The organism is Limosilactobacillus coleohominis, assembly GCF_016901675.1.
Taxonomy (GTDB): domain Bacteria; phylum Bacillota; class Bacilli; order Lactobacillales; family Lactobacillaceae; genus Limosilactobacillus; species Limosilactobacillus intestinavium.
In genome coordinates this window covers 1-25,202 of sequence record NZ_JACJKU010000017.1, presented here as the reverse complement: position 1 = coordinate 25,202, position 25,202 = coordinate 1, and the positions used below count along the sequence as shown (strand labels likewise).

The 25,202-nt window shown below is 39.7% G+C and carries 23 protein-coding genes; 22 read left to right on the top strand and 1 reads right to left on the bottom strand.

Annotated elements, in window-relative coordinates; all coding sequences use genetic code 11:
* Window positions 1-206: 206 nt before the first annotated feature.
* The 19 genes from dnaX (at window position 207) to H5975_RS02790 (ending at window position 20,029) form a co-directional block, all read left to right on the top strand.
* Entirely contained in the window at window positions 207-1,925 is a 1,719-nt protein-coding gene (gene dnaX / locus H5975_RS02880; protein ID WP_204784815.1) for a DNA polymerase III subunit gamma/tau, read from the top strand.
* 17 nt (window positions 1,926-1,942) lie between these two features.
* Window positions 1,943-2,257 carry a YbaB/EbfC family nucleoid-associated protein gene (locus H5975_RS02875; protein ID WP_178661927.1) on the top strand — a complete coding sequence of 105 codons (315 nt, stop codon included), beginning with the start codon at window positions 1,943-1,945 and terminating at the stop codon, window positions 2,255-2,257.
* Window position 2,258: 1 nt separating this feature from the next.
* Complete coding sequence (gene recR, locus H5975_RS02870; RefSeq protein ID WP_204784814.1) at window positions 2,259-2,858, top strand: recombination mediator RecR; 600 nt, start codon at window positions 2,259-2,261, stop codon at window positions 2,856-2,858.
* Window positions 2,859-2,860: 2 nt separating this feature from the next.
* Window positions 2,861-3,109: a YaaL family protein gene (locus tag H5975_RS02865; protein ID WP_178661924.1), complete on the top strand. Its 249-nt coding sequence runs from the start codon at window positions 2,861-2,863 to the stop codon at window positions 3,107-3,109.
* A 12-nt stretch (window positions 3,110-3,121) separates the two neighbouring features.
* The gene (tmk, locus tag H5975_RS02860) at window positions 3,122-3,766 is read left to right on the top strand and encodes a dTMP kinase (RefSeq protein ID WP_204784813.1); all 645 of its coding nucleotides are present in this window, start codon (window positions 3,122-3,124) and stop codon (window positions 3,764-3,766) included.
* Between the two features lie 14 nt (window positions 3,767-3,780).
* Window positions 3,781-4,101, top strand: coding sequence for a cyclic-di-AMP receptor (locus tag H5975_RS02855; RefSeq protein WP_204784812.1), 321 nt, complete (start codon window positions 3,781-3,783; stop codon window positions 4,099-4,101).
* Between the two features lie 23 nt (window positions 4,102-4,124).
* The gene (gene holB / locus H5975_RS02850) at window positions 4,125-5,132 is read left to right on the top strand and encodes a DNA polymerase III subunit delta' (protein WP_204784811.1); all 1,008 of its coding nucleotides are present in this window, start codon (window positions 4,125-4,127) and stop codon (window positions 5,130-5,132) included.
* A gap of 10 nt (window positions 5,133-5,142) precedes the next feature.
* A complete protein-coding gene (locus tag H5975_RS02845; protein ID WP_178661916.1) occupies window positions 5,143-5,484 on the top strand; it encodes a DNA replication initiation control protein YabA in 342 nt (113 codons plus the stop codon).
* Window positions 5,485-5,493: 9 nt separating this feature from the next.
* Entirely contained in the window at window positions 5,494-6,357 is an 864-nt protein-coding gene (gene rsmI, locus H5975_RS02840; RefSeq protein WP_204784810.1) for a 16S rRNA (cytidine(1402)-2'-O)-methyltransferase, read from the top strand.
* Between the two features lie 9 nt (window positions 6,358-6,366).
* A complete protein-coding gene (locus H5975_RS02835; protein WP_204784809.1) occupies window positions 6,367-7,119 on the top strand; it encodes an acyl-[acyl-carrier-protein] thioesterase in 753 nt (250 codons plus the stop codon).
* Window positions 7,120-7,222: 103 nt separating this feature from the next.
* Window positions 7,223-8,719 carry an exopolyphosphatase gene (locus H5975_RS02830; protein WP_204784808.1) on the top strand — a complete coding sequence of 499 codons (1,497 nt, stop codon included), beginning with the start codon at window positions 7,223-7,225 and terminating at the stop codon, window positions 8,717-8,719.
* A 3-nt stretch (window positions 8,720-8,722) separates the two neighbouring features.
* The gene (locus tag H5975_RS02825) at window positions 8,723-10,969 is read left to right on the top strand and encodes an RNA degradosome polyphosphate kinase (protein WP_204784816.1); all 2,247 of its coding nucleotides are present in this window, start codon (window positions 8,723-8,725) and stop codon (window positions 10,967-10,969) included.
* Between the two features lie 3 nt (window positions 10,970-10,972).
* A complete protein-coding gene (locus H5975_RS02820) occupies window positions 10,973-11,929 on the top strand; it encodes a Ppx/GppA family phosphatase (protein ID WP_204784807.1) in 957 nt (318 codons plus the stop codon).
* Between the two features lie 77 nt (window positions 11,930-12,006).
* Window positions 12,007-13,002: a UDP-glucose 4-epimerase GalE gene (galE, locus tag H5975_RS02815; protein WP_204784806.1), complete on the top strand. Its 996-nt coding sequence runs from the start codon at window positions 12,007-12,009 to the stop codon at window positions 13,000-13,002.
* Between the two features lie 113 nt (window positions 13,003-13,115).
* A complete protein-coding gene (gene tsaB, locus H5975_RS02810; RefSeq protein ID WP_204784805.1) occupies window positions 13,116-13,844 on the top strand; it encodes a tRNA (adenosine(37)-N6)-threonylcarbamoyltransferase complex dimerization subunit type 1 TsaB in 729 nt (242 codons plus the stop codon).
* On the top strand, window positions 13,828-14,382 hold the full coding sequence (gene rimI, locus H5975_RS02805) for a ribosomal protein S18-alanine N-acetyltransferase (protein ID WP_204784803.1): 555 nt from the start codon (window positions 13,828-13,830) through the stop codon (window positions 14,380-14,382). Before tsaB ends, rimI begins: the two co-directional genes overlap by 17 nt.
* 15 nt (window positions 14,383-14,397) lie before the next feature.
* A complete protein-coding gene (tsaD, locus tag H5975_RS02800) occupies window positions 14,398-15,426 on the top strand; it encodes a tRNA (adenosine(37)-N6)-threonylcarbamoyltransferase complex transferase subunit TsaD (protein ID WP_204784801.1) in 1,029 nt (342 codons plus the stop codon).
* 300 nt (window positions 15,427-15,726) lie between these two features.
* The gene (locus H5975_RS02795) at window positions 15,727-19,167 is read left to right on the top strand and encodes a pyruvate carboxylase (protein ID WP_204784799.1); all 3,441 of its coding nucleotides are present in this window, start codon (window positions 15,727-15,729) and stop codon (window positions 19,165-19,167) included.
* A gap of 97 nt (window positions 19,168-19,264) precedes the next feature.
* The gene (locus H5975_RS02790) at window positions 19,265-20,029 is read left to right on the top strand and encodes a biotin--[acetyl-CoA-carboxylase] ligase (protein WP_204784797.1); all 765 of its coding nucleotides are present in this window, start codon (window positions 19,265-19,267) and stop codon (window positions 20,027-20,029) included.
* 84 nt (window positions 20,030-20,113) lie between these two features.
* Here the strand turns inward: H5975_RS02790 and H5975_RS02785 are convergent, their stop codons facing one another.
* On the bottom strand, window positions 20,114-22,057 hold the full coding sequence (locus tag H5975_RS02785) for an ABC-F family ATP-binding cassette domain-containing protein (RefSeq protein ID WP_204784795.1): 1,944 nt from the start codon (window positions 22,055-22,057) through the stop codon (window positions 20,114-20,116).
* A gap of 176 nt (window positions 22,058-22,233) precedes the next feature.
* Here H5975_RS02785 and H5975_RS02780 point away from each other — a divergent pair, with 176 nt between their 5' ends.
* The 3 genes from H5975_RS02780 (at window position 22,234) to groL (ending at window position 25,079) form a co-directional block, all read left to right on the top strand.
* The gene (locus H5975_RS02780; protein ID WP_204784794.1) at window positions 22,234-22,887 is read left to right on the top strand and encodes a redox-sensing transcriptional repressor Rex; all 654 of its coding nucleotides are present in this window, start codon (window positions 22,234-22,236) and stop codon (window positions 22,885-22,887) included.
* Between the two features lie 226 nt (window positions 22,888-23,113).
* On the top strand, window positions 23,114-23,398 hold the full coding sequence (gene groES, locus H5975_RS02775) for a co-chaperone GroES (protein WP_178661881.1): 285 nt from the start codon (window positions 23,114-23,116) through the stop codon (window positions 23,396-23,398).
* Window positions 23,399-23,444: 46 nt separating this feature from the next.
* Window positions 23,445-25,079, top strand: coding sequence for a chaperonin GroEL (gene groL / locus H5975_RS02770; RefSeq protein WP_178661879.1), 1,635 nt, complete (start codon window positions 23,445-23,447; stop codon window positions 25,077-25,079).
* Window positions 25,080-25,202 lie beyond the last annotated feature (123 nt).

Sequence of the window (25,202 nt, the reverse complement as noted above, 5' to 3'; positions counted from 1 at the left end):
TATTCCACGGAAGTCACTTCACTACCGCACACCACTTGAAGTATTCCTAAGTCACGTCACAGATGAACAGCTTTCAACATTTTTCTAATTTAAATTGACATTTCGGGATGTTAAAATAAAAATTCTGAATGCGAATTAATCTTTTATTGCAATGACAAAAGCTAGTATAATATTTAGCAGATGTTTTGGATCCAAGGAGGAATTTTATGAGCTATCAAGCTTTGTATCGAGTCTGGCGACCGCAACGGTTTGATGACGTTGTAGGACAGCAAGTCATTACGCAAACGTTAAAAAATGCGATCATTACGAATCAAATTAGCCATGCTTACCTCTTTGCAGGTCCACGTGGTACGGGTAAAACGTCTGCTGCAAAGATTTTTGCTAAGGCGGTCAATTGTCATCACCAAAAAAATGGTGAACCTTGTAATCAATGTGAGATTTGTCAAGCAATCACGGATGGAACATTAAACGACGTTATTGAGATTGATGCTGCTTCCAATAATGGTGTCGAAGAGATTCGTGATATTCGTGACAAGGCCAAGTATGCACCAACGCAAGCTGATTATAAGGTATACATTATTGACGAAGTGCACATGCTTTCTACAGGGGCCTTTAATGCTCTATTGAAAACACTTGAAGAACCACCGGCTAACGTGATTTTTATTTTGGCAACTACGGAGCCTCATAAAATTCCGTTAACTATTCTTAGCCGAGTACAACGATTTGATTTTCATCGAATTTCACCACAGGATATTTTTGACCGGATGAAATATATCTTAGATGAGAAGCAATTTAAGTATGAAGATAAAGCTTTATGGGTAATTGCTAATGCTGCGGAAGGTGGAATGCGTGACGCTTTAAGCATTTTGGATCAGGTGTTATCTTTTAGTGATGATCACGTTAAATTAGATGATGCCTTATTAGTAACGGGTAGTGTTACCAAAAAATTAATGCAAAGTTACTTTATGCAGGTTGTCCAGCATCAAAGCCCTGAGGCATTGAAGACGATGGATCAGATCCTTGAGCAAGGTAAGGATGGTCAGAGATTCATTGAAGATTTAATTTCATTTATTCGCGATATTTTGTTATACCAAGAGTCGCCAGATTTAATTCAGGTGGCATCTACAGGATTAAAAGATGAAGACTTCCAGACCCTCAGCCAATTGGCAAGTGCTCAATTAATGTATCAAATGATTGACATTTTAAACCAGGTTCAGGATGAAATGCGGTTTACGACCCATCCAGATGTCTATTTGGAAGTTCTAACGATCCGGTTAAGCCAGATTGACGATAGTCAGCAAGAGAAAGTTACTAATGCCGCTGATGAACGGGAATTAACCCGGTTAAAACAACAAGTTGAAAAATTACAGCAACTTGTTAAACAGCTTCAGCAACCGGGAGGAACTCAACCAAAGACTGTTAAAGCTCAGAAACGTCGTGAGAACACCGGAGTTCAACCGGTACGCATTAATTTAGAACAAGTTTACAGAATTCTGGATCATGCAACGAAGCAAGATTTAATTGATCTGCAGAATATGTGGCCTGATGTTTTAAACATGTTAAATCCGGCTTACCGCTCGTTATTAGAGCTTTCTAAACCAGTAGCTGCTAGTCCAGATGGAGTTGTGGTATCATTTGATAATGGTTTTTTGCTTCAAAAAGCTTCAGTCGGTAGCTTAGCAGATAATATCAATCAGGGATTGGAAAAAATCACGGGCAGTGAGCGTCATGTGGTTTTTGTTCCAAGTGCTAAGTGGCCACAAATTCGTCATGATTTTTTAGCCGATCGAGGATATTTTGATAAGCAAAAAGGCAGTCAGGTAGCAGATCCGGTTAAAGAACCTGCTAAAAAAGAACAAGATCAAATAACCAAGCAGGCTACTCAAATGTTTGGCTCTGCTGATGTTGAAATTAAAGACGATTAAAAAGGAGAAATATAATTATGCGTGGAATGAATGGTATGAATATGCAACAAATGATGAAACAAGCTCAAAAGATGCAAAAACAGATGATGGCAGAACAAAAGGATTTGGCTGCCCAAGAGTTTGTGGGTGTTGCTCCAGATGATATGGTTAGTGCTAAGTTCACTGGTGATAAAAAGTTAGTTGATTTGCAAATTAAGCCAGAAGCAGTTGATCCGGACGATGTTGATATGTTAACTGATTTAGTAATGGCTGCTGTAAATGACGGTTTACAAAAGGTTGATGCAGCAACGCAACAAAAGCTTGGTAAATACACCAAAGGATTAGGGATGTAAAATGCAGTATCCAGAACCGATTGCAAAGTTAATTGCTAGCTACATGAAATTACCTGGAATTGGTGAAAAAACAGCAACACGATTAGCCTTCTACACAATTGGAATGGACGATGAAGACGTTCAAGATTTTTCTAAGTCACTAGTTGCTGTTAAAAAGGATCTGCACTATTGTTCGATTTGTGGCAATATCACAGAAGATGACCCATGCCCAATTTGTAAGGACCAGGGGCGGGACCAGAGTACTATTTTGGTAGTGGAACATTCTAGAGATGTGATGGCAATGGAAAGAATGAATGAATACCATGGCTTATACCATGTTTTGCACGGTACAATCTCACCAAGTGAAGGAACTGGTCCAATGGACATTAACATTCCATCGTTGATTGAACGTTTGAAAAAACATTCTGAGGTCAAAGAAGTAATTGTTGCAACTAATGCTTCAATGGATGGAGAGACCACTGCCCAATACTTAGCAAAGCTATTAAAACCGGCTGGAATTAAGGTAACACGGCTTGCACACGGTTTATCTGCCGGTGCTGATATTGACTACACTGATGAGGTAACCCTGTTTAAGGCTGTGCAGGGGAGAACGGAGATGTAACGATGTTTTTAAAATCAGATCCACACCGGATGCATAAAATTGGCAACGATAAACTGATGCAGTTAATTTATGCAACGAAAGATAGTTGGAATCAGGCTAAGGAAACCAAACAAGCAGTTTATGAAAGTGATGTTGATAGTGAATTAAATGACCGTGCTAAGTTGCAAGAGTGCAAATACATGTACTTATATAAAAAAGCACGTCAAAGAAAAGCGCATGGCCATTTAAACGGTGGCGTAATCCAACATTAGGAGATAACTTTAATGAAGGGAACTTTTATTTCATTTGAAGGCCCAGATGGGGCTGGAAAAACCAGTGTCATTAACGCGATTTATCATGACATGACGAGTCGTCTTGGGTACCAGAAGGTTTTATTAACTCGTGAACCGGGCGGCAACCGGATTTCTGAGCAAATTCGGGATGTGTTATTTGATGATCAGAATACAAATATGGATGCTAGAACAGAAGCGCTTCTATTTGCTGCTGCCCGTCGTCAGCATATTGTGGAAGACATTGAGCCGGCACTAAAGGCCGGTAAAGTTGTTCTTAGCGACCGATATATTGATAGCTCTGTTGCTTATCAGGGTGGCGGTCGCCATTTAGGAACAGATGATATTTGGGAACTGAACCAGTTTGCTATCCACGGACTGTTGCCCCAATTAACGATTTATCTAGACATTGACTCAGAATTAGGTATACAGCGAATTAACCAACACCGTTCTGATCAGGTCAACCGCTTAGATCGTGAAAAGTTGCGTTTTCATCGTGATGTGCGAGCATCTTACCTAGTACTCGCTCAACGCCATAAGGAACGGATCGTGGTTATTGATGCAAGTCAACCGTTAGCGGATGTGATTAGTGATACTCAACGAGCCATTCAGCACCATTTTAAAAATATATATAATTAAAGGAGACATGAAAAATGAAGATGATTGTGGCCATTGTGCAGCCTAAGGATAGCAATCGTGTTCGGGATGCGTTAGCAAAGAACAAGATTGGTGTTACAAAATTAGCAACATCCGGGGGATTTCTGCATGAAGGAAATACTACCTTCATCATTGTTGTGAAAGACGAACGAGTGGACGAAGCTTTAGAAATTATTAAGGCCAATGCTAAAACTCGTCAAGAATATATGACACCGAACGCCTACATTGATAATGCGGCTAATTCCGTACCAGTGAATGTTCAGGTAGGCGGAGCAACGGTATTTATTTTACCGGTTGATCAGATGATTCATTTTTAATGGTCTCAATGGAGGAATAGAGCGTGAGTGAACTATCGTTAACAGCTAAAGATTTGCAGCCTACGATTGTGAAGCAGTTTAAGCAAACCATTAGCAATGGGGAGTTAGCTCACGCTTATTTGTTTGTAGGACCAAATGGATCCGGCAAACATGAATTATCGCAGTGGCTTTCGCTGTGTCTTTTTTGCCCAAATGTAAAAGACGGCGAGCCTGATTTAACTTGTCCTGAGTGTCAGCGAATTTTGTCAGGTAACCATCCTGATGTGGTAATTGCACAGGCTGAAGGACGGCAAATCAAAGTTGATCAAATTCGTCACATTAAGGCTGAATTTTCTAAATCCGGGATGGAAGGACAACGAAAAGTATTCATCATTGAAGATGCCGATAAAATGACTACGAACGCTGCTAATAGTCTTTTAAAGTTTATTGAAGAACCGGGCCCTGGTATTTATATTTTTATGTTGACTAACAATAAAAATGCTGTATTGCCAACAATTCAGTCCAGAACGCAGGTTATTGAAATGCGTCCTTTGCCAAAGGAGATCACCAAGCAAATGATGGATGATCAATCCGTTCCAGAATATTTGCGGTCGGTCGCTTTAGGATTAACCGATTCTGCTGAACAAGCTACTAAGTGGGTGGCAGATGATTGGCTAGCTAAGGCCGTGGATGCTGTAGTGCAGTGGTATAAAGAATTAACTAATGGTGATCCAGTTGCTTTTGTTGGTGTTCAAACAGTAATGAAGGGCTTAGCAACTGACCGTGAACGTCAACAGGTAATTTTAGATTTGATGGCACTAATTTGGCGAGACGCATTGGTAATTAAGACCAAAGCAGCAACTGATAGTAATTTATACTTTGTACAGTGGAAGCAAATTATTAATCAGGGATTGCTACGATATCAAGCTTCACAAATTATTCAGGTAAGCCAAGTTACTTTAGAAGCACATCAATTACTAGAACAAAATATTAATTTTCAAAATGTGGCAGAACAACAGACATTGCGGATTTTACAAATTTTGCATGGGTAGGTGAAACGTCGTGAAACAACAACCGGTTGATAAGAATGAAATTTATGATCAATTTGCGCGGTTAACACAACAAACCAAAGACTTGGTGGATAGTGTTGAAGTTTTGTCTGATCGAATGACCAAGGTATTAGCAGAAAACGCTAGATTAACTATCGAAAATGAACATTTACAGTCAGTAATTGCGCAAAGTCACGAAAAAAAGCAGGAAGATGGTTTGTCAGAATCACGCAAAATCTTGCAAAAGCTTTACCAGGAAGGGTTTCATGTTTGCAATGATATGTACGGTAAACGACTAGAGAAAAATGAGTCATGTACATTTTGTTTAGACGCAATCTATGGTCGACAAAAATAGGAGAAGGATATGCTTAATCAAACTTCTAGTTTTCAAAGTACAGGTGGGAAACTATATTTAGTTCCGACACCAATTGGTAATTTGGATGATATGACATTTAGGGCAATTCAAATTTTGAAAGATGTTGACTTGATTGCTGCTGAAGATACTCGTCATACTCAAATGCTCCTTAACCATTTTGATATCCATACACCGGCGATTTCATTTCATGAACACAATACGGCAGAACGAATTCCTCAATTGTTATCTAAACTGCAATCAGGACAAACGATAGCCCAATGCAGTGATGCTGGAATGCCATCTATTTCAGACCCTGGAAAGGAATTGGTAGCAGCTTGTACAGAAGATGATATTCCTGTTATTCCATTGCCTGGGCCTAACGCAGGACTGACAGCACTAATCGCATCCGGGTTAACACCGCAACCGTTCTTCTTTTATGGATTTTTAGACCGTAAACATCAGCAACAAGTGGTGGAACTAGAAGAGTTAAAAAATCGGCCAGAAACAATGATATTTTATGAAGCTCCGCATCGGTTAAAGAAGACACTTAAAACGATGCAAGAAGTTTTTGGCAAAGAACGGCGTGTGGTACTAGCACGTGAGCTAACTAAGCGGTATGAAGAGTTTTTAAGGGGAACGTTAGCTGATGCTAATGAGTGGGCGCAAACCCAAGAGATACGTGGTGAATTTGTAATTTTGGTTGCTGGTAATGATCATCCGGATCAGGATGACAACCAACCTATGGGAAGTCCGATTGAACAAATTGACCAAGAAATTGAGAATGGACTTAGTACTAATGCAGCAATTAAGCTGGTTGCTAAACGGCTAGGAATCAAACGTCAAGAGCTTTATAAAGAATATCATCAATTGTAGGAGTGCATTATGGCGGAATCATCTGTATTTAGCATGAATCATCAAGTGAATTATTATGAATGTGATCCAAGTGGTCATATTAGTTTAAGTACATTAATTGCTTTAATCATTTTAGCTTCTGAAAAACAAAATGCTGAGTTAGGAGTAGATGAACATACAACACTCAAAATGGGTGGTGGCTGGGTAATCATTGATTACGAAGCGCATTTTAATAAAGAATGGCCCCGTGAAAGTGATGTAATACAACTTCAAACTCAAGTGCTGGCTTATAATAAGTTCTTTGTTGTCCGGCAATTTATGATTTTGAATGCAGCAGGTGAACAAATTGGTGAAATTAAAGGACTATTTGTGTACATGGATTTAACCAAGCGACGCATGGCCAAAATTCCTACTGCAATCATGGCTCCATATGCAGAAAAATCCACTATTCGTTTACCTAAGGTCGCACGACCGGATAAGGTAAAACTAGATGACAATTGGCAAAGTAGTCAGTATCAAGTACGGTATTTTGATATTGATTATAATGGTCACGTTAACAACGCTAAATATTTTGATTGGATGTTAGATACTTTAGATCATGAGTTTTTAAAAAATCACCAAATCGTTGGTTTGCGGATGAATTACGAACATGAAGTGCGACCGCAAACGACCGTTGTAAGCCAATCTCTGGGGCCACAGAAGAGTGATCAACAGATTGTTACCCAACATAAAATTATGGTTGGCAATGATGAGTGTGCAACCGCAACAATTAAATGGAAATAAATCTAAAAACAAAAGGGAAGATATCGTTTGGTATCTTCCCTTTTAATGATTTCCCGTGGTATTCTGAAAGTATGAAAGATAATTGTCCAAAGGGGTGTTTGGTGTGGAAAAAGGATTGTTAGGGTTAATATTACTAAAACCTGATCGGTTAACTCTCCGAATTATTGACTTGGATCATAATAGAGTCGTTAATGAAGCCCGGTCTGGATCTCTGCACGTTGGTCAAAATCAAATTGCTAATTATGCTGAAAATATATCTGCTATTACTAACAATTTGCTTGGATTTAAACGGTTGCTGGAAGAATATCAAGTGGCAAATTATCGGTTATATGGCGCCTTAACAGATATGGATTTAGTAACTGGAAAGTATGTTGCCAATCAAATATTTGTACGCACGGGGTTCAAAATTGAATGGTTGAATAAAGATCAAACATTGGCACAAATTTTAGCGGCCGTTCATAACGTTGCAAACCAGCAATTAGAAGATTCTCAGTTAACTGGTTACGTTTTGAATATCGGCTTAAGTACCAGTAATCTAGCATATTTTAAAAATGGTAGTTACGCCACATCTTGGGAAATTGATATGGGGAAGGCACGTCTTAGTCAACTAGTAGATAATTTACGTCAAACGGCAGCGACGCCTAGTGATATTATTTTGGACTACATCAGCTCCAAACTTGAATATCTGGTTCCTGAATTGAAGAGCAGTACCGAAACAACAATGCTGATTCAGGGTGCGGATACTTTGGCAGAACGCTATATTAAGGAAGATCACGCTGTTGATAAGATTCCTCATAAAGAATTCCATAAGCGTTATCGGCACCTATTAAATGCTTCTGACCAATACATTATTCGTCACTATGATGTCGATGAACAGAGCGTTAACTGGGTGCTTCCTACCTACTTAATAGTGCGTCAAGTAATGCGGCTTTTGAACGTTAAGAAGATTTACATCACTAATGCGTCGATTTTGGACGGCTTAGAAGTAACTCATAATGATCCACAATTCTTAGTAAACATGGTAAAGACAGCTGCTGATAATTTAGCGCTTCGCTATGGGGCAGACTCTAATCACAAAAGGTTTGTAACTAAAGTGGCAATGCAACTCTATGATGCACTTGAACCAATTCATAGGCTAGATAGTCACTACCGTTTGTTACTGGAAATAGCATGTAAAGTGGATGATATTGGTAACTTTATTAACCCCCAGGGACACTATCGACACTCCGCTTATATCCTGGAAGCCAACCCGTTAGTAGGACTTTCTAGCCAAGATAATGAAATCATTGCTGAAGTGTCACGGTATCACAGCTCTGAAGCACCTGAAGTTGATCAGCCACACTACATGCATTTGGACAGTGCCATTCAATTACCAGTTTCACAATTGGCAGCGATTCTGCGTGTTGCAGATTCGCTTGATGATTCTCGTCAGCAGAAAATCCTGAGAGTTCATTTAGAGTTAGTTGGTGAAGACCTGCAAATTCAAGTTAAAACAACTGATGACCTAGTATTAGAGCAATGGGCTTTTGAACGTAAAAACCAACTGTTTACTGAAGTATATGGTTTACACCCAAAGTTAGTGATTGTGGGGAGGAATTAGATGATGTACAAAGATTTCTATCAACCAAAGAATTATGTTAACCGCGAATTGTCATGGATTGATTTCAACGGACGAGTACTGGACGAAGCTTTAGACCCACATAACCCACTGTTGGAGCAAGCTAACTTTGTCGGTATTACACAGAGTAATGTTGATGAGTTTTTCATGGTACGGGTTGCTTCACTTCACAAATTATCTGCTGCAGGGGTTAAAACAACTGATGCATCAGGAATGACACCAGAAGAACAATTAAAAGCAGTCAATGCAAAAGAGCATCGGATGGTTGAGCGACGCTACCAGGTTTATAATAAAAATATTTTGCCAGAATTAGCTAACCACGATATTAAAATTATTAAAGAACGTGATCTAGACGAGAAAGATTATGAATTTACCAGAAGGTATTTTAATGATGAGCTATTGCCGGTATTAACTCCCATGGCGGATGATGCATCGCGACCATTTCCGTTTATCAATAATGGCTCACTCAACGTTGCAGTAAAGTTGCATCGGAATGTAAAAAAATCGAATAGCAACGATGGCGAAGTCTTAGAAGGGGATCAGGAAGTTCAAGGGCAAACACCTGAACCACATGACGACCGTCAAGATCAGGGGGACAAGTTTGCTACAATTCGAGTGCCAAGCATTTACAAACGACTTGTTAAATTACCAGAAAAGAATCATTTTGTGTTGATTGATGATTTGATTCAAGAATTCATGAATGTCTTATTCCCAGGTTACAAAATTGATGCTAGTGGTACCTATCGTGTAATGCGTGATATGGATTTAGATGTAGCTGAAGAAGACACATCAGACTTATTACGGTCAGTTCAACATCAGTTACGGGCTCGGGAACACGGACAAGTAATGCGCCTAGAAATTGGCTTGAATTTTGATGAATGGTTGGAAGATCGTTTGATCGAAAACTTAGGAGTTGCGGATGATGCCATTTATCGGGTTGATGGACCAGTAGACCTAAGCTTTTTAAAGAAACTTTCTGGCATGGTGACCGGGCATGATGATTTAAGATATCCGCCATTTAAGCCATACCTCAACCCGGTATTAGATATGGATCACAATATTTTCAATGCTATTCGCCAAAAAGATTATTTAATGCAACATCCTTATGATAGCTTCCAATCCGTGGTGAACTTTATTCATCAAGCTGCACTCGACGAACAAACACTCGCCATTAAAATGACGTTATACCGGGTCTCCGGAAATTCACCAATTATTAAGTATTTAGGAATGGCTGCGCAACGTGGCAAGCAGGTTACCGTACTGGTGGAAGTTAAAGCTCGTTTTGATGAAAAAAATAACGTTCGGTGGGCACGACGCCTTGAACGAATGGGATGTCATGTTATTTATGGGCTAGCAGGGCTAAAAACCCACTGTAAATTAGCACTGGTTATCCGTCGTGATGAAGACGGATTGCGGCGATACATGCACCTTGGAACTGGTAATTACAATGATGTTACTGCTCATTTTTACACCGATATGGGTCTCTTAACTTGTGACTATGAATTAGGTCTTGATATGACAAACCTGTTTAATATGCTGTCAGGATTTGCGCGTCCTAAGTATTTCCATAAGCTGCACGTCTCACCAAACGGGATTCGGGACTTTATTAATGAAAAAATCGACCAGCAGATTAAAATTGCCAAAAGTGGCAATCCAGCACTAATCGGGATGAAAATGAATTCACTGTCAGATAAGCAGATTATTGCTCACCTATATGAAGCAGCGGCAGCGGGTGTTGAAATTCACTTAATTGTCCGTGGAATCACCTGTTTGAGAAATGATTTGCCAGAATTGCATGGTAATATCCATGTCCACTCCATTGTGGGACGCTTCTTGGAACACTCACGAATTTACTACTTTGTTGGTAATGGTCATGAAGAAATCTACTTAGCAAGTGCAGATATGATGACTAGAAACTTGAATCGGCGGGTTGAAGAGTTATATCCTGTCACGGAAGAAGATACCAAAGCACGGGCAATTAGCATTTTTAAGAGTATGTGGAAAGATAATGAAAAGGCTTGGAATTTAAAGGGTGACCACTACGTGAAGATGCAACCTGGTGACGAACCATTTAACTCACAACAATTCTTTATGGATGAAGCTACAGAACTTCGTAAAGAAGAAAAACATAAACGAAAGAACAAAAAACGGTTTAGTAATGTTTTTGAAACGTTGACTAAGCATGTTTCTGGTCTCCACCTTAGAACTGATGATGACACATCGAAGGAGTAGTTTATGAGTAATAATTTAGCAATTATTGATTTGGGGTCGAACTCTTGCCGACTACGAATTACTAAGATATTTGAAAATGGTAAAACCGAGTTAGTTCGATATGAAAAGGAATATGTGCGGTTGTCTGAAAACATGGGTGCAATGAAAGTGCTACAACCAGCACCAATGGAGCGAACAATTAATGCGCTTCTGAAGTTTAAAGCAATCTGTGCAGAATTGGATAATGTTCGATTAGTTGCGGTTGCGACTGCGGCAGTTCGTCAGGCCGTCAACCAAGAAGAATTTTTAAAGATGGTTCGAGAGAAAGTCGGTATAGATTTCACAGTCATTTCAGGAGAACGTGAAGCCTATTTAGACTATGTTGGAGTATCGCGAACATTAAAGATTGATAATGGCTTGATTGTGGATACCGGTGGGGCCAGTATGGAAATGATCCTTGTTGACCAGGGACAAGCTGAGGAATTAGTCAGTTTGCCAATCGGCTCTGTTGTTTTATCACAGAGATATCATCTGAATGATCAAATAAGCGCAGCAGACCTGTATGATGCAGCCATTAAAGTGGATGAGATGTTGTCCAGCCAACGATGGTTAAATCGTGCTCGTCATACACAAGTAGTAGCACTTGGTGGTAGTAATCGTGCACTGGCCAAAATGTACCGCTGGAAGTTAGCTAAAGATCCGGCAACAGTTCGTCCAGTCCATGGTTTGACAATGCAGACGGATGAAGCTTCACAAATGATGCATGAATTGCTGGCAACTGATTGTGAAGGAAGAGCAGCAATTCGAGGAATAAATAGCTTGCGTGCTGACGTGATTGTAGGTGGCTTATTACCGCTGATGGCTTTACTGCGCCAATTAAGTATGCCAGAAGTGCGGTTTAGTAATAATGGACTACGTGAAGGGATTTTATTTGAATACCTGGATCATGAAATTGAAAAGAGTCAATTACAAGAGATATAACTGCAAATTTCTGCTAAAATTAGTCTGTGATATAATACAAGTTAGTAAATTTTGGTCAAAACGGAGGCAAATAAAAGATGTCAATTTTGGTTTGTGGTGGTGCCGGGTATATCGGCTCTCATATGGTAAAGCGGTTAGTAGAACAAGGGCAAGATGTTGTTGTTGCAGATAACCTATCTACTGGTCACAAAAAGGCCATTAATCCGAAGGCAAAATTATATCAAGGTGATATTCGGGATCGCGCATTTTTGGATCAGATTTTCATTAATGAAGATATTACAGCAGTTGTTCACTTTGCTGCATTCTCAATTGTTCCAGAATCAATGAGTGAACCGCTAAAGTATTTTGATAACAACACTGGTGGTATGATTACGCTTTTGGAAGCAATGCGTGACTTTGGAGTAAAGTACATTGTCTTCAGTTCCACCGCAGCTACCTATGGTGTTCCAGAGCACATGCCAATTAAAGAAACTGATCCACAAAACCCAATTAACCCATATGGATTATCCAAACTAATGATGGAACATATGATGGCTTGGGCTGATCAAGCATATGGCATCAAATTTGTTGCCCTTCGTTACTTTAACGTTGCTGGTGCAGCGCCAGATGGCACCATTGGTGAAGACCATGGCCCAGAAACACACTTAGTTCCAATTATCTTGCAAGTAGCTCAAGGTAAGCGGAAGGAATTAAGTATTTTTGGTGATGATTATGACACTCCAGATGGTACTAATGTACGTGATTACGTCCATGTAATGGACCTTGCGGATGCTCATATCTTGGCATTGAAGTACTTAAAAGAAAATAATAAGTCAAATGCCTTTAACCTTGGTTCTTCAACTGGTTTTTCTAATAAGCAAATGCTTGAAGCTGCACGGGAAGTAACAGGAAAAGAAATTCCTGCAAAAATTGCTGATCGGCGTCCAGGAGACCCAGATTCGTTGATTGCTGCTAGTGATAAGGCCCGGAGTGTACTTGGCTGGAAACCACAGTTTGATGATGTACATGACATTATTGCTACAGCTTGGAAATGGCATTCTACTCATCCTAAAGGATATGATGATCGTAATTAATCAAAGAAAGCTGATTAGACATCAGCTTTTTTGTTTTGCATAATTTGAAACAAATTAACCAAGGATCTTGACTGATATGGTAAGATACTTACAGAATGAAAGGACGAAAAACAATGAAGATATTAGCGATTGATACGTCGAACCATCCAATGAGTGTCGCCCTGGTTGAAGATGATCAGTTAAAGGCAACAATTACTCTGAACATGGTTCGCAACCATAGTATTTATGTGTTACCAGCTATCAATGATTTATTTGATAAGGTAGGTTGGCAACCAAAAGATATTGATCGTGTTGTTGTAGCCAAGGGCCCTGGTTCATATACAGGAGTTCGGATTGCAGTAACAACAGCTAAGACCCTTGCAATGACCATTAATAAGGAACTTGTTGGCATCTCCAGTTTACAAGTATTAGCGGCCAATGTACCAAATATTACCGATAACCTGATTGTTCCATTTATGGATGCACGACGTGGCAACGTATTTACTGGTGGGTACCAGTATCAGAATGGTAGATTGGTTAATGTAATGAATGAACAACATGTTGCATATAACGATTTGTTAGCTACATTAAAAAAGGGAAACCATCCTGTCTATCTAGTGGGTGAGATGACTCCTAAAATCAGCAAGAATGCTGATCCATTACCAAATAACGTTCAATTATTGGCACCTAGTTATGCAATGCCATCTACTTACCAATTGGCTATTCTGGGGGAAAAAGCTCCAGCAGTAAAAGATATTGACGATTTTGTTCCTAATTATTTGAGGATTACAGAAGCTGAAGTAAATTGGCTGAAAGCACATCCCGGAAAGCATGACGAATCAAACTATGTTCAAGAAGTTTAACCGATGGTTAGCTAGTTTTTTTGATGGTATTAATGGACAGCCGATTAATTACGAAGACCATGATGTTGTGGTTGGCAATCAACGGTATAAGGTTGTTCGAGGACGGCGGTTAGATATAAATCAATTATTGCAGATTGAGCGGCAAATATATGGTGGTGAACCATGGGATCGACAATCGTTTGAAATTGATATGGGCCGCCCTAATACTTTATATTTATTATTAGTAGATCAAAATTCACAAGAAATGATAGCATTTATTGGCGCATCATTTAATGATTATGCACGGGATGTTCATATTACAAATATTGGAGTAATTCCCAAATATCAAATGCATGGATTAGGAACCTTTTTACTTCATGAAGTTGAAAACCAGGCGCGTCAGAGGCAACTATTAAGTATGAGCTTAGAAGTACGGCGGTCTAATGTGACTGCTCAGCGCTTGTATACAAGTCTTGGCTTTATTAAAACCCAAGTTCGTGAGCATTACTACCATGATGACGGAGAAGACGCGTTTAACATGTTAAAAAAATTAAATTGATGAAAGGAAATTGGGATGGCAAAGGATACGTTAATTCTGGCTTTTGAGTCAAGTTGTGATGAGACCAGTGTGGCAGTAGTAAAAAATGGTGTAGAAATTCTTTCAAATATTGTTGCCACTCAAATTGAAAGTCACCAAAGATTTGGTGGAGTTGTGCCTGAAGTAGCTAGTCGGCACCATATTGAATGGATTACCCGTTGTATTCACCAAGCATTGGATGAAGCGGGAGTGGATTATGATGATTTAGATGCAGTTGCGGTGACATATGGACCAGGACTAGTTGGCTCTCTATTAATTGGAGTAACAGCGGCCAAAACCGTGGCTTGGGCTCATCAATTGCCACTCATACCAATTAACCATATGGAAGGTCACATCTACGCAGCACGTTTTGCAGGAGAATTTCAATTTCCGCAAATGGCACTGTTGGTTTCCGGTGGTCATACGGAATTAGTATATATGAAGAGTGAACACGAGTATGAAATCATTGGCGAGACACGAGATGACGCAGCAGGGGAAGCCTATGACAAAATCGGCCGAGTGCTAGGTGTCAATTATCCTGCTGGGAAGACAATTGACGAGTGGGCCCATGAAGGGGAAGATACTTTTGATTTTCCAAGAGCGATGGAAAAGGAAAGTAACCTCGATTTTAGTTTTTCAGGGCTCAAGAGTGCCTTTATTAACACTTGTCATAATGCTGACCAGCGTGGAGAAAAGTTAAATAAAAAGGATTTAGCTGCTAGTTTCCAGCAAAGTGTTGTTGATGTTTTAGCAGAGAAAACCATGCGTGCATTAGGGGAATATCCAGTGAAACAACTGATTTTAGCTGGTGGCGTCGCTGCTAATCACGGGTTACGTGACCGTTTAACCCATGATATGGCTAAATACTTCCCAGAAGTTAAGATGCTTCAAGCACCATTAAAATATTGCGGTGATAATGCTGCAATGATTGGGGCAGCTGGTTATGTGGCATTTCAACATGGTGACAGGGCCGGTAACGATTTAAATGCAGTTCCTGGTCTGTCTTTTCTAGTCAACAAGAAGTAATTGAATTTAGATAGAGGATGCGCGACAGAAGCTGTTTCCGATTTTGCTTTCGATTTCCCCGTCGATGAGTTGATCATAAATAAGACCCAAGAGTTCGGATTTTCTGAATGCTTGGGTCTTATTTATGTATCGCGCTGTTTACTTTTACACTATATAAGGGAGCGCATGTCACGGCCTGCTTTTTTTGTAAATAATTAAATTTTTAACCATTTTCTCATTTTTTGTAATGTTATTTCGTTAGAATATGGTATGATTGAGCAGTGAAGTAGGAAATATGTTCGTATTAAGGCGGTGGAAGATTTGAAGAAAGTATTGATTGCAAATCGTGGTGAAATTGCAATCCGGATTATTCGTGCCTGTCACGAACTGGGACTTAAGACTGTCGCAGTTTATGCAAAGGAAGATGAGTACGGGGTTCATAGATTTCGTGCGGACGAAGCATACCAAATTGGTGCGGGAAAGAAGCCAATTGATGCTTATTTAGACATGGATGATATTATTCGGGTTGCCAAGCAGACAGGTGCCGATGCAATTCACCCAGGATACGGTTTTTTAGCAGAAAATGAAGAGTTTGCTGAAAAATGTGCACAAAATGGAATTACATTTATTGGCCCAACGGTTGAACAATTAAAGATTTTTGGAGATAAAATTACAGCCAAAGAGGTTGCTGAAAAAAATGGTCTCCATACCATTCCAGGAATCAATGAACCTGTTCAATCAATGGAAGAAATGAAAGAGTTCGCTCATACTCATGGATACCCAATCATGATCAAGGCAGCGATGGGCGGTGGCGGTCGTGGAATGCGGATTGTTAAGGATGATGAAGATCTCAAAACCGCTTATGACCGTGCCCGGAGTGAAGCAAAAGCATCTTTCGGTGATGATGAACTTTACGTTGAAAAGTATCTCGAAAACCCTAAGCACATTGAAGTGCAAATTTTAGCTGATGAGCATGGGCATGTAATGCACCTCTTTGAAAGAGATTGCTCCGTACAACGTCGGAACCAGAAGGTCATTGAATTTGCACCCAGCTTAGCGTTAGATGATCAGCGTCGTAAAGAAATTTGTGATGCGGCTGTGCGGTTAATGAAGGGTGTTCACTACCAAAATGCCGGTACGGTAGAATTTTTGGTTACCAAAGACAACTTCTACTTTATTGAAGTTAATCCACGGATCCAGGTTGAACATACCGTTACTGAGTTAATTACTGGTGTTGATATTGTTCGTTCTCAAATTCGAATTGCAGCCGGTGCAGATTTGCATAAGGATTTACACTTGCCAGCTCAGGATGATTTGACAATGAGTGGTTATGCTATTCAATGTCGGGTTACTACGGAAGATCCAGAAAATAACTTCATGCCAGACACTGGTCGGATTTTAACCTACCGTTCACCTGGTGGTAATGGTGTTCGTTTAGATGGTGGTAATACTTATGCAGGAGCAGTTGTTACACCGTACTTCGATTCATTATTAGTTAAGGCTTGTGTCCATGCGCGAACCTTCCATAACACAGTTGATAAAATGATTCGGGTACTCAACGAATTTCAAATTCGTGGTGTGAAGACCAATATTCCATTTATGTTAAATGTGTTGAAGAATCCTGTTTTCCAAAAGGGTGAAGCACATACTGCCTTTATTGATCACACACCGTCACTATTTAAGTTTGATCATAAACCAGATACCCAGCAGCAATTATTGAACTATGTTGGTGATGTTACTGTTAACGGCTTTAATGGTGTTAAACGTCAAGACCAAGTCCAACCTGCAAATGTGAAATTAGCTGAAATGGCATTGGATGCAGATAGTGCATTACCAATCGTTAATGCTAAGTATGTTCTAGACCACCAAGGTGCTGATGCAGCAATGGATTGGGTTAAGAAACAAAAGTTAGTATTACTCACTGATACATCAATGCGGGACGCACACCAGAGTCTGTTTGCCACACGAATGCGGACTCATGATATGTTACCAGTGGCCGATATCTATGATCGAGCATTACCAAACCTGTTTTCTGCAGAAACATGGGGTGGAGCAACATTTGACGTTGCTTATAGATTCTTAGGAGAGGATCCTTGGAAACGGTTGAAGATGCTTCGTCAAAGAATGCCGCATACGTTGTTGCAAATGCTATTACGTGGTTCAAATGCGGTAGGTTATCAAAACTATCCAGATAATGTTTTGAAGAAATTCATTGACAAGAGCGCTGAAGACGGCGTAGATGTGTTCCGGATTTTTGACAGCCTTAACTGGGTTGAACAAATGCAAAAGAGCATTGAATACGTTCGTAACACCGGTAAGATTGCTGAAGGAACAATGTGTTACACGGGAGATCTGCTGAGCCCAGATGAAACCAAGTACACATTGGATTACTATAAGAAGCTGGCTGGAGAATTAGTAGATGCTGGTGCTCAAATCCTGGGTATTAAGGACATGGCCGGATTATTGAAGCCTGATGCAGCTTATGAATTAGTTGGTGAATTAAAGGCTAAATATGATGTACCGGTTCACCTTCATACTCATGATACAACCGGTAATGGAGTTGCTACTTATGATCAAGCAACTCGTGCTGGTGTTGATGTAGTAGATGTTGCAATGAGTGCGCTGTCTAGTACCACTAGTCAGCCAAGCATGAGCAGTTTCTATTACAGCTTGGAAGGCAATGAGCGGCAACCAGAATTAGATATTGATAATGTTGAAAAGATTAATCAATATTGGGCTGGCATTCGACCATTGTATAAAGACTTTGCTAATGGTATTAATGCACCTCTGCCTGACATTTATGAAACTGAAATGCCTGGTGGACAATACTCCAACTTGCAACAACAAGCTAAGTCGCTTGGCTTAGATGATTTTGAACAAGTGAAAGCAATGTACCGGGTTGTAAATCGACTACTCGGTGACATTGTTAAGGTAACGCCAAGTTCAAAGGTCGTTGGTGATTTAGCAATCTTTATGATTCAAAATAACTTAACGGCTGACAACATTTTGGAACGTGGTAAGACCCTTGACTTCCCTGAATCTGTGGTAAACTTCTTTGCTGGTGATTTAGGCCAACCATATGGTGGTTTTCCTAAGGAACTTCAAGCGGTCGTATTAAAGGGCCAGAAGGCTATTACGGTACGTCCTGGTAGTTTGGCGAAACCAGTTGACTTTGATCAAGTTGCTAAAGAATTGGAAAACAAGATTGGTCGTGAACCAAGTGAAGAAGAAGTAATTTCATACGTACTATACCCAGATGTATTCATGGATTACTTCAAGCGTCATCAACAATATGGGCGGATTAGTGTCTTGGATACTAATACTTTCTATCAAGGGATGCGGCCTGGTGAAACAGTTCATATTCACATTGCCCCTGGTAAGACTGAGATTTTGCGCCTAGACTCAATATCTGATGTTGATGTGGATGGTAATCGCCACCTCTTCTTTGCCGTTGATGGTGAACAAGTTGAATTACCAGTTGAAGACCAGATTCATACCGATGCTAAGGTTAAAGTGCCAAAGGCTGACCCTAGTAATCCCGGACAAATTGGGATGCCATTGAATGGTACCGTTGTAGAAGTGCTGGTTAAAGATGGTGATCATGTCAAGAAGGGCGACTCTTTGATTGTTACTGAAGCCATGAAGATGGAAACAACTATTAAGGCTTCCTTTGATGGTACTGTTGAAAAAATCTATGCTAGTGAAGGAACTGTAATGGATAGTCAGGACCTTTTGATCCAACTAAAAGCAGATGAAAAGTAAGCTCAATGTGGCTTTAAATTAGCTTGATAATTATCACTATAGGGGGTAACGTTCGGTAAAACGAGCGCTAGCCCCTTTTGTTATGAGGAGAATGTAAATGAAACTAAAGCAACAGACAATCAGTTCTGAGTTAGGTAAAGATTTCCCGGGAAATGTTGTTATAGAATCTGTTGTGAGCTCCACCCAAGAAATGGCTAAGCAAGCAGACCAAACATCGCTGCAGGCTTTTTTGGCGGAAAGGCAAACCAGTGGATATGGTAAGAAGGCACGATCTTTTTATTCACCAAGTGAAACGGGACTTTATCTTAGTGTGTTGTTACCAAACATTGAAAAAGGAGAAATGAATAAGGCCGGATTATTTACTACAGGTTTAGCAGATCAGATTGCAAACCTACTTGAAGAATATTACCCAGAAAAGAAACTTGGCGTGAAATGGGTTAATGATGTAATGCTTGATGATGCAAAGGTTGGAGGGATTTTAGTAGAAGCCCAAATCCAGGGGAACAGCGTTAGTTGGATTGTTGGAGTGGGCTTGAATTTATGCACTGCTGATTTTCCTGATGATATTGATCGCACCGTTGGTAGCTTGGACAGTAAGAAAATAATTGACCGTAACAAGTTAGCAGCGGATTTAATCAAAACAATCTGGCATTTAAAGAGTACTTATCAGTCCGGCGATTTTCTAAGCGATTATCGAAAGCGCTTAGTCTTAACTGGTAAGACGGTTACGCTAAAATTGGCTCAGGAGAATATTACTGGAATAGTTAAGGGAATTAATAATGATGGACAGTTACTCATTGAACTTGACAATGGTGAAATTGAAACATTTAATGAAGGTGAAGTGATTAAAGTTCAATATTAGAGAGAGTAACTGGCACTTTTTATAGTGAAAATAAATGGCCCTAAGCATTCAGATTATTGAATGTTCAGGGCCTATTTAAATTGTTTATTCTTGATCAAATTCTTCCAACCGCTCAGCAGCGTCTGTCCAATTTTCTTCTGCTTGATCTAGTTGTTGTTGGCACTCATCTAATTGCTTTTGGAGGTCACTTAATTTCGCAATGTCAGTGGCGACTTCCGGAGCGCTCATTTGTTGTTCAATTTGGTCATGTTTGGCTTGAAGGCTATCCATTTCTTGTTCAAACTTATCAACTTCTCGTTGAATCTTACGGCGAGCACGTTGATTTTGCTTGCTAGCCTGATAACTTTGTTGACCAGCGGATTTCTTACTAGAGGTCTGAGTAGTTGAAGGGATGGTAGTCTTGTCTTCATTCTGTGATAAAGTAGATGTTTCGTTTACAAAATCATCGTAGTTGCCTTGATAGTGTGTGATACCAGTGCTGGACATATTTAAAATGTCAGTAGCAACTTGATTCAAAAAGTAACGATCGTGTGAAACAAAAAGCACGGTTCCAGTAAATTCATTAATTGCGGTTTCTAGTACTTCTCGACTATCAATGTCTAAGTGATTAGTAGGTTCGTCTAAAATCAAGAAATTAATTGGTTGGAAGGAAAGCTTGGTAAGTTCCAGACGCGCTTTTTGTCCACCACTAAGTTCTTTAACTGTTTTAAATACATCATCACCAACAAATAGAAAGCTTCCCAATAATGAGCGGATTTCAGTTTCAGGAACTTCAGGATGATCATCCCAAACCTCATCTAAAACAGTTTTATCTGGGTGGAGTTGTTGTTGTTCCTGATCGTAGTAACCAATCTCCAGGTTAGCACCAAGTTTAATCGATCCGCTAATAGCGGGTTGCTTCTTTAAAATAGTTTTGAGCAGGGTTGACTTACCAATTCCATTTGGGCCGATGATACCAATTCGTTGACCTTTACGTTCTTTAAAACTTAATGGTCCGGCCAATACATTTTCGTTGTAACCGACTTTTAAGTTTTCAACGTCTAGAACTTCATTACCACTGTCTTTATCAGAATGAAATGAAAAATGAATTGAGCTATCGTCGGTCGTAGGGCGTTCCATGCGGTCCATTTTTTCTAATTGTTTACGCCGCGCTTGTGCACGCTTAGTTGTTGATGCTCGTACTAAATTTTTATTAACGAAGTCTTCTAATTTTGCAATTTTCTTTTGCTGCTGGTCGTAGTGCTTCATTTCTGCTCTTAACCAGTCTGCCTTTTCTTTAGTGAATGCAGAATAATTGCCAGTATAATGGGTCAAAGTCTGATTATCTAGGTCATAAACTTGACTAACGACATGGTCTAAAAAGTAGCGGTCATGAGAGACAACTAAAACGGACCCGTTATAACCACGTAAATAATCTTCCAACCAGTTCAAAACGTTCATATCTAAATGGTTGGTAGGTTCGTCTAAGATCAGCAGTTGTGGCTCCTGAAGAAGAATCTTTGCAAGAGCAAGCTTTGTTTTTTGACCACCGGAAAGAGAGTTAATTGGCAGATCGTACATATCTTCACCAAAACCAAAACCGGTTAAGACTCCCCGCATTTTTGATGCGTATTCGAATCCACCTTGCTCTTTAAATGTAGTTTGAAGATGATCATATTGTTGGATGATATATTGATATTCATCAGTGGTACTATCAATGGATGACAGTTTTTCCTCAAGTTGGTGGATTGACTTCTCCATCTCATGAAGAGGTGCAAAAACACTATCTAATTCATCCCAAATGTTATTTTGGGAGTCTAATCCTTGATCCTGAGCTAAATATCCAATTGATAAATCGTGAGCTTTAGAAATCGTTCCTTCATCTGGTTCAGTAATTCCTGCAATCATTTTTAGTAACGTAGTCTTACCAGCCCCGTTACGGCCCACCAGTGCAGTTCGACTGTGTTCATCGATTTGCATATTCACATTGTGAAATAAAATATCGGCACCAAACCGGCGCTCAACATTATTCGCCTGCAATAATAACATTGAAAAACCTCGTTTAACTTCTAATATATTAATGTTCTAAGAGGATTTTAGCATAAATATGCCAATACTTCTAAATAGATCTTTTTTGCAAAATGGTTCACAAAGTCAGAATTAATTGCTAGAATATCAAGTAGATTAATTCACAATCATTTTATGAATTGAATGGAGGAATAATCATGCCAACTCGCAAAATACCGCGGGCAACAGCAAAGCGACTACCGGTTTATTACCGATATTTAAACGCCTTGCTGAATGCTAATAAACGGCGAGTATCTTCGACAGAATTGTCTGAAGCCGTGCAAGTTGACTCAGCTACTATTCGACGGGATTTCTCGTACTTTGGTGAGTTGGGCAAACGTGGTTACGGATATGATGTTGAGAGTTTAATTAAGTTTTTCAAAGGAATTCTGAACCAAGACAAGTTAACTAGTGTTGCTTTGGTTGGTGTTGGTAGTTTAGGTAGTGCTTTGATGAATTATAATTTCCATCAAAGTACTAACTTACGGATTAGTGCTGCATTTGACCCTAAACCAGCATTAGCCAACACAATAAAAAGCGGCATTCCAGTTTATCCAGCTAATGAATTGAAGAAGCAAATTAAAGAACAACAAATCGATGTTGTTATTTTAACGGTTCCTGCTTCGCAAGCACAAAAGGTAACAGATGACTTAGTTGAGGTAGGGGTTCACGGAATTTTGAATTTCTCACCAGTACGATTGTCGGTCCCTGAGAATGTTCAAGTGCAAAACATCGATTTAACAAATGAATTGCAAACTCTGATTTACTTTATTGAAAGTAATCATATGGATAATCAGGAAAATAATGATTAAATCAAAGTCTAAATAAGAATACGAGAACAAATAAATTGTCAATGTAAAAGCCAGGCCTAAATAAGCCGGCTTTTTTATTTAGTCAAAAAAGGTCAAACTTTTTGTTGTAATTGAACACTAAGATGATATAATAATAAATGTGGTTAGCACTTAATACTTGTGAGTGCTAACACTCGAAACACAAAAGTGCTAAATAAAAAAATTGAATCAATTTGGAGGGATTATCGTGTTAAAGCCATTAGGAGATCGCGTGGTTTTGAAAGCCGCCCAAGAAAAAGAAGAAACTGTTGGAGGAATTGTTTTAGCATCAAATGCTAAGGACAAGCCAACTACGGGTGAAGTTATCGCTGTTGGTGATGGTCGTGTTCTTGATAACGGGACTAAGGTTCCAGTAAGCGTTAAGGTTGGCGATACTGTTCTCTTTGACAAGTATGCTGGTAACGAAGTTGAGTACCAAGGTGATAAGTACCTGGTTGTTCACGATAAGGACTTAGTTGCGGTTGTTGACTAGTTTCTGATTAATCATTGTTGATAATTTTTTAATGAGGTGAAAATTTATGGCAAAAGATTTAAAGTTCGGTGAAGATGCACGTAAGTCTATGATGGCTGGTGTTGACAAACTTGCTGATACTGTTAAGACCACTATTGGTCCAAAGGGTCGGAACGTTGTTTTGGAACAAAACTATGGTTCACCAACAATTACTAATGACGGTGTAACAATTGCGAAGAGCATTGACTTAGAAGACCATTTTGAAAACATGGGTGCTAAGTTAGTTGCTGAAGTTGCTTCCAAGACTAATGATATTGCCGGTGACGGTACTACTACTGCTACTGTTTTAACTCAAGCTATCGTTAACGAAGGCATGAAGAACGTTACTGCTGGTGCTAACCCTGTAGGTGTTCGTCGTGGGATTGAAAAGGCAACTAAAGCTGCAGTTGCTGGATTACACAAGATGAGCCATGATGTTAAGACCAAAGATGACATTGCACAAATTGCTTCCATTTCTGCTGCCAATCCAGAAGTTGGTAAATTAATTGCGGATGCAATGGAAAAGGTTGGTCATGATGGTGTTATCACTATTGAAGACTCCCGTGGTGTTGAAACTAGTGTTGATGTCGTTGAAGGGATGAGCTTTGATCGTGGATACATGTCTCAATACATGGTTACCGACAATGACAAGATGGAAGCTGATTTGGATAACCCATACATTTTGATCACTGATAAGAAGATTAGCAACATTCAAGATATCCTTCCATTACTACAATCAGTTGTTCAACAAGGACGGGCACTCTTAATTATTGCTGATGACATTACTGGTGAAGCATTACCAACTCTTGTTTTGAACAAGATTCGTGGTACTTTCAACGTATGTTCTGTTAAGGCTCCAGGCTTTGGTGACCGTCGAAAGGCTCAATTGCAAGATATCGCTATTTTGACCGGTGGTACTGTCATTTCTGATGACTTAGGTATGCAATTGAAGGATGTTACTATTGACCAATTAGGTCAAGCTAACAAGGTTACTGTTACTAAGGATGCAACTACTATTGTTGATGGTAATGGTGACAAGGCTGCAATCGCTGATCGTGTTGACCAAATCAAGCAAGCTATTGCTAAGACTACTTCTGACTTTGACAAAGAAAAGCTTCAAGAACGCCTTGCTAAGTTATCTGGTGGGGTTGCAGTTGTTAAAGTTGGTGCCGCAACTGAAACTGAATTGAAGGAAAAGAAGTACCGGATTGAAGATGCTTTGAACGCTACCCGGGCTGCCGTTCAAGAAGGATTTGTTCCTGGTGGTGGAACTGCTTTGGTAAACGTTATTCCAGACATTGAAGCTGTAGAAAAGGATGTTTCCGGTGACGAAGCAACTGGTGTTAAGATCGTTAAGAATGCACTAGAAGCTCCTGTACGTCAAATTGCTGAAAACGCTGGTGTTGAAGGTTCTGTAATTGTTAACCAATTAAAGAATGAAAAACCAGGTGTTGGTTACAACGCTGCTGATGGCAAGTTTGAAGACATGATTGATGCTGGTATTGTTGACCCAACTAAGGTTACACGTTCAGCATTACAAAACGCTACATCTGTTTCTGCATTGTTATTAACTACTGAAGCAGTAGTTGCTGACAAGCCAGAACCAAAGGATGCTGCTCCAGCTGCACCACAACCAGGTGCCGGTATGGGCGGAATGATGTAATTTCAAATTAATTTAAAGGGGGCTGTGACATAAGTCCCCAATAATAAACGGAGTTGGATGAAATCTTCGGATTTCATTCAGCTCCGTTTTCCTTTAAAATATAGATACATTGATAAAAGAAAA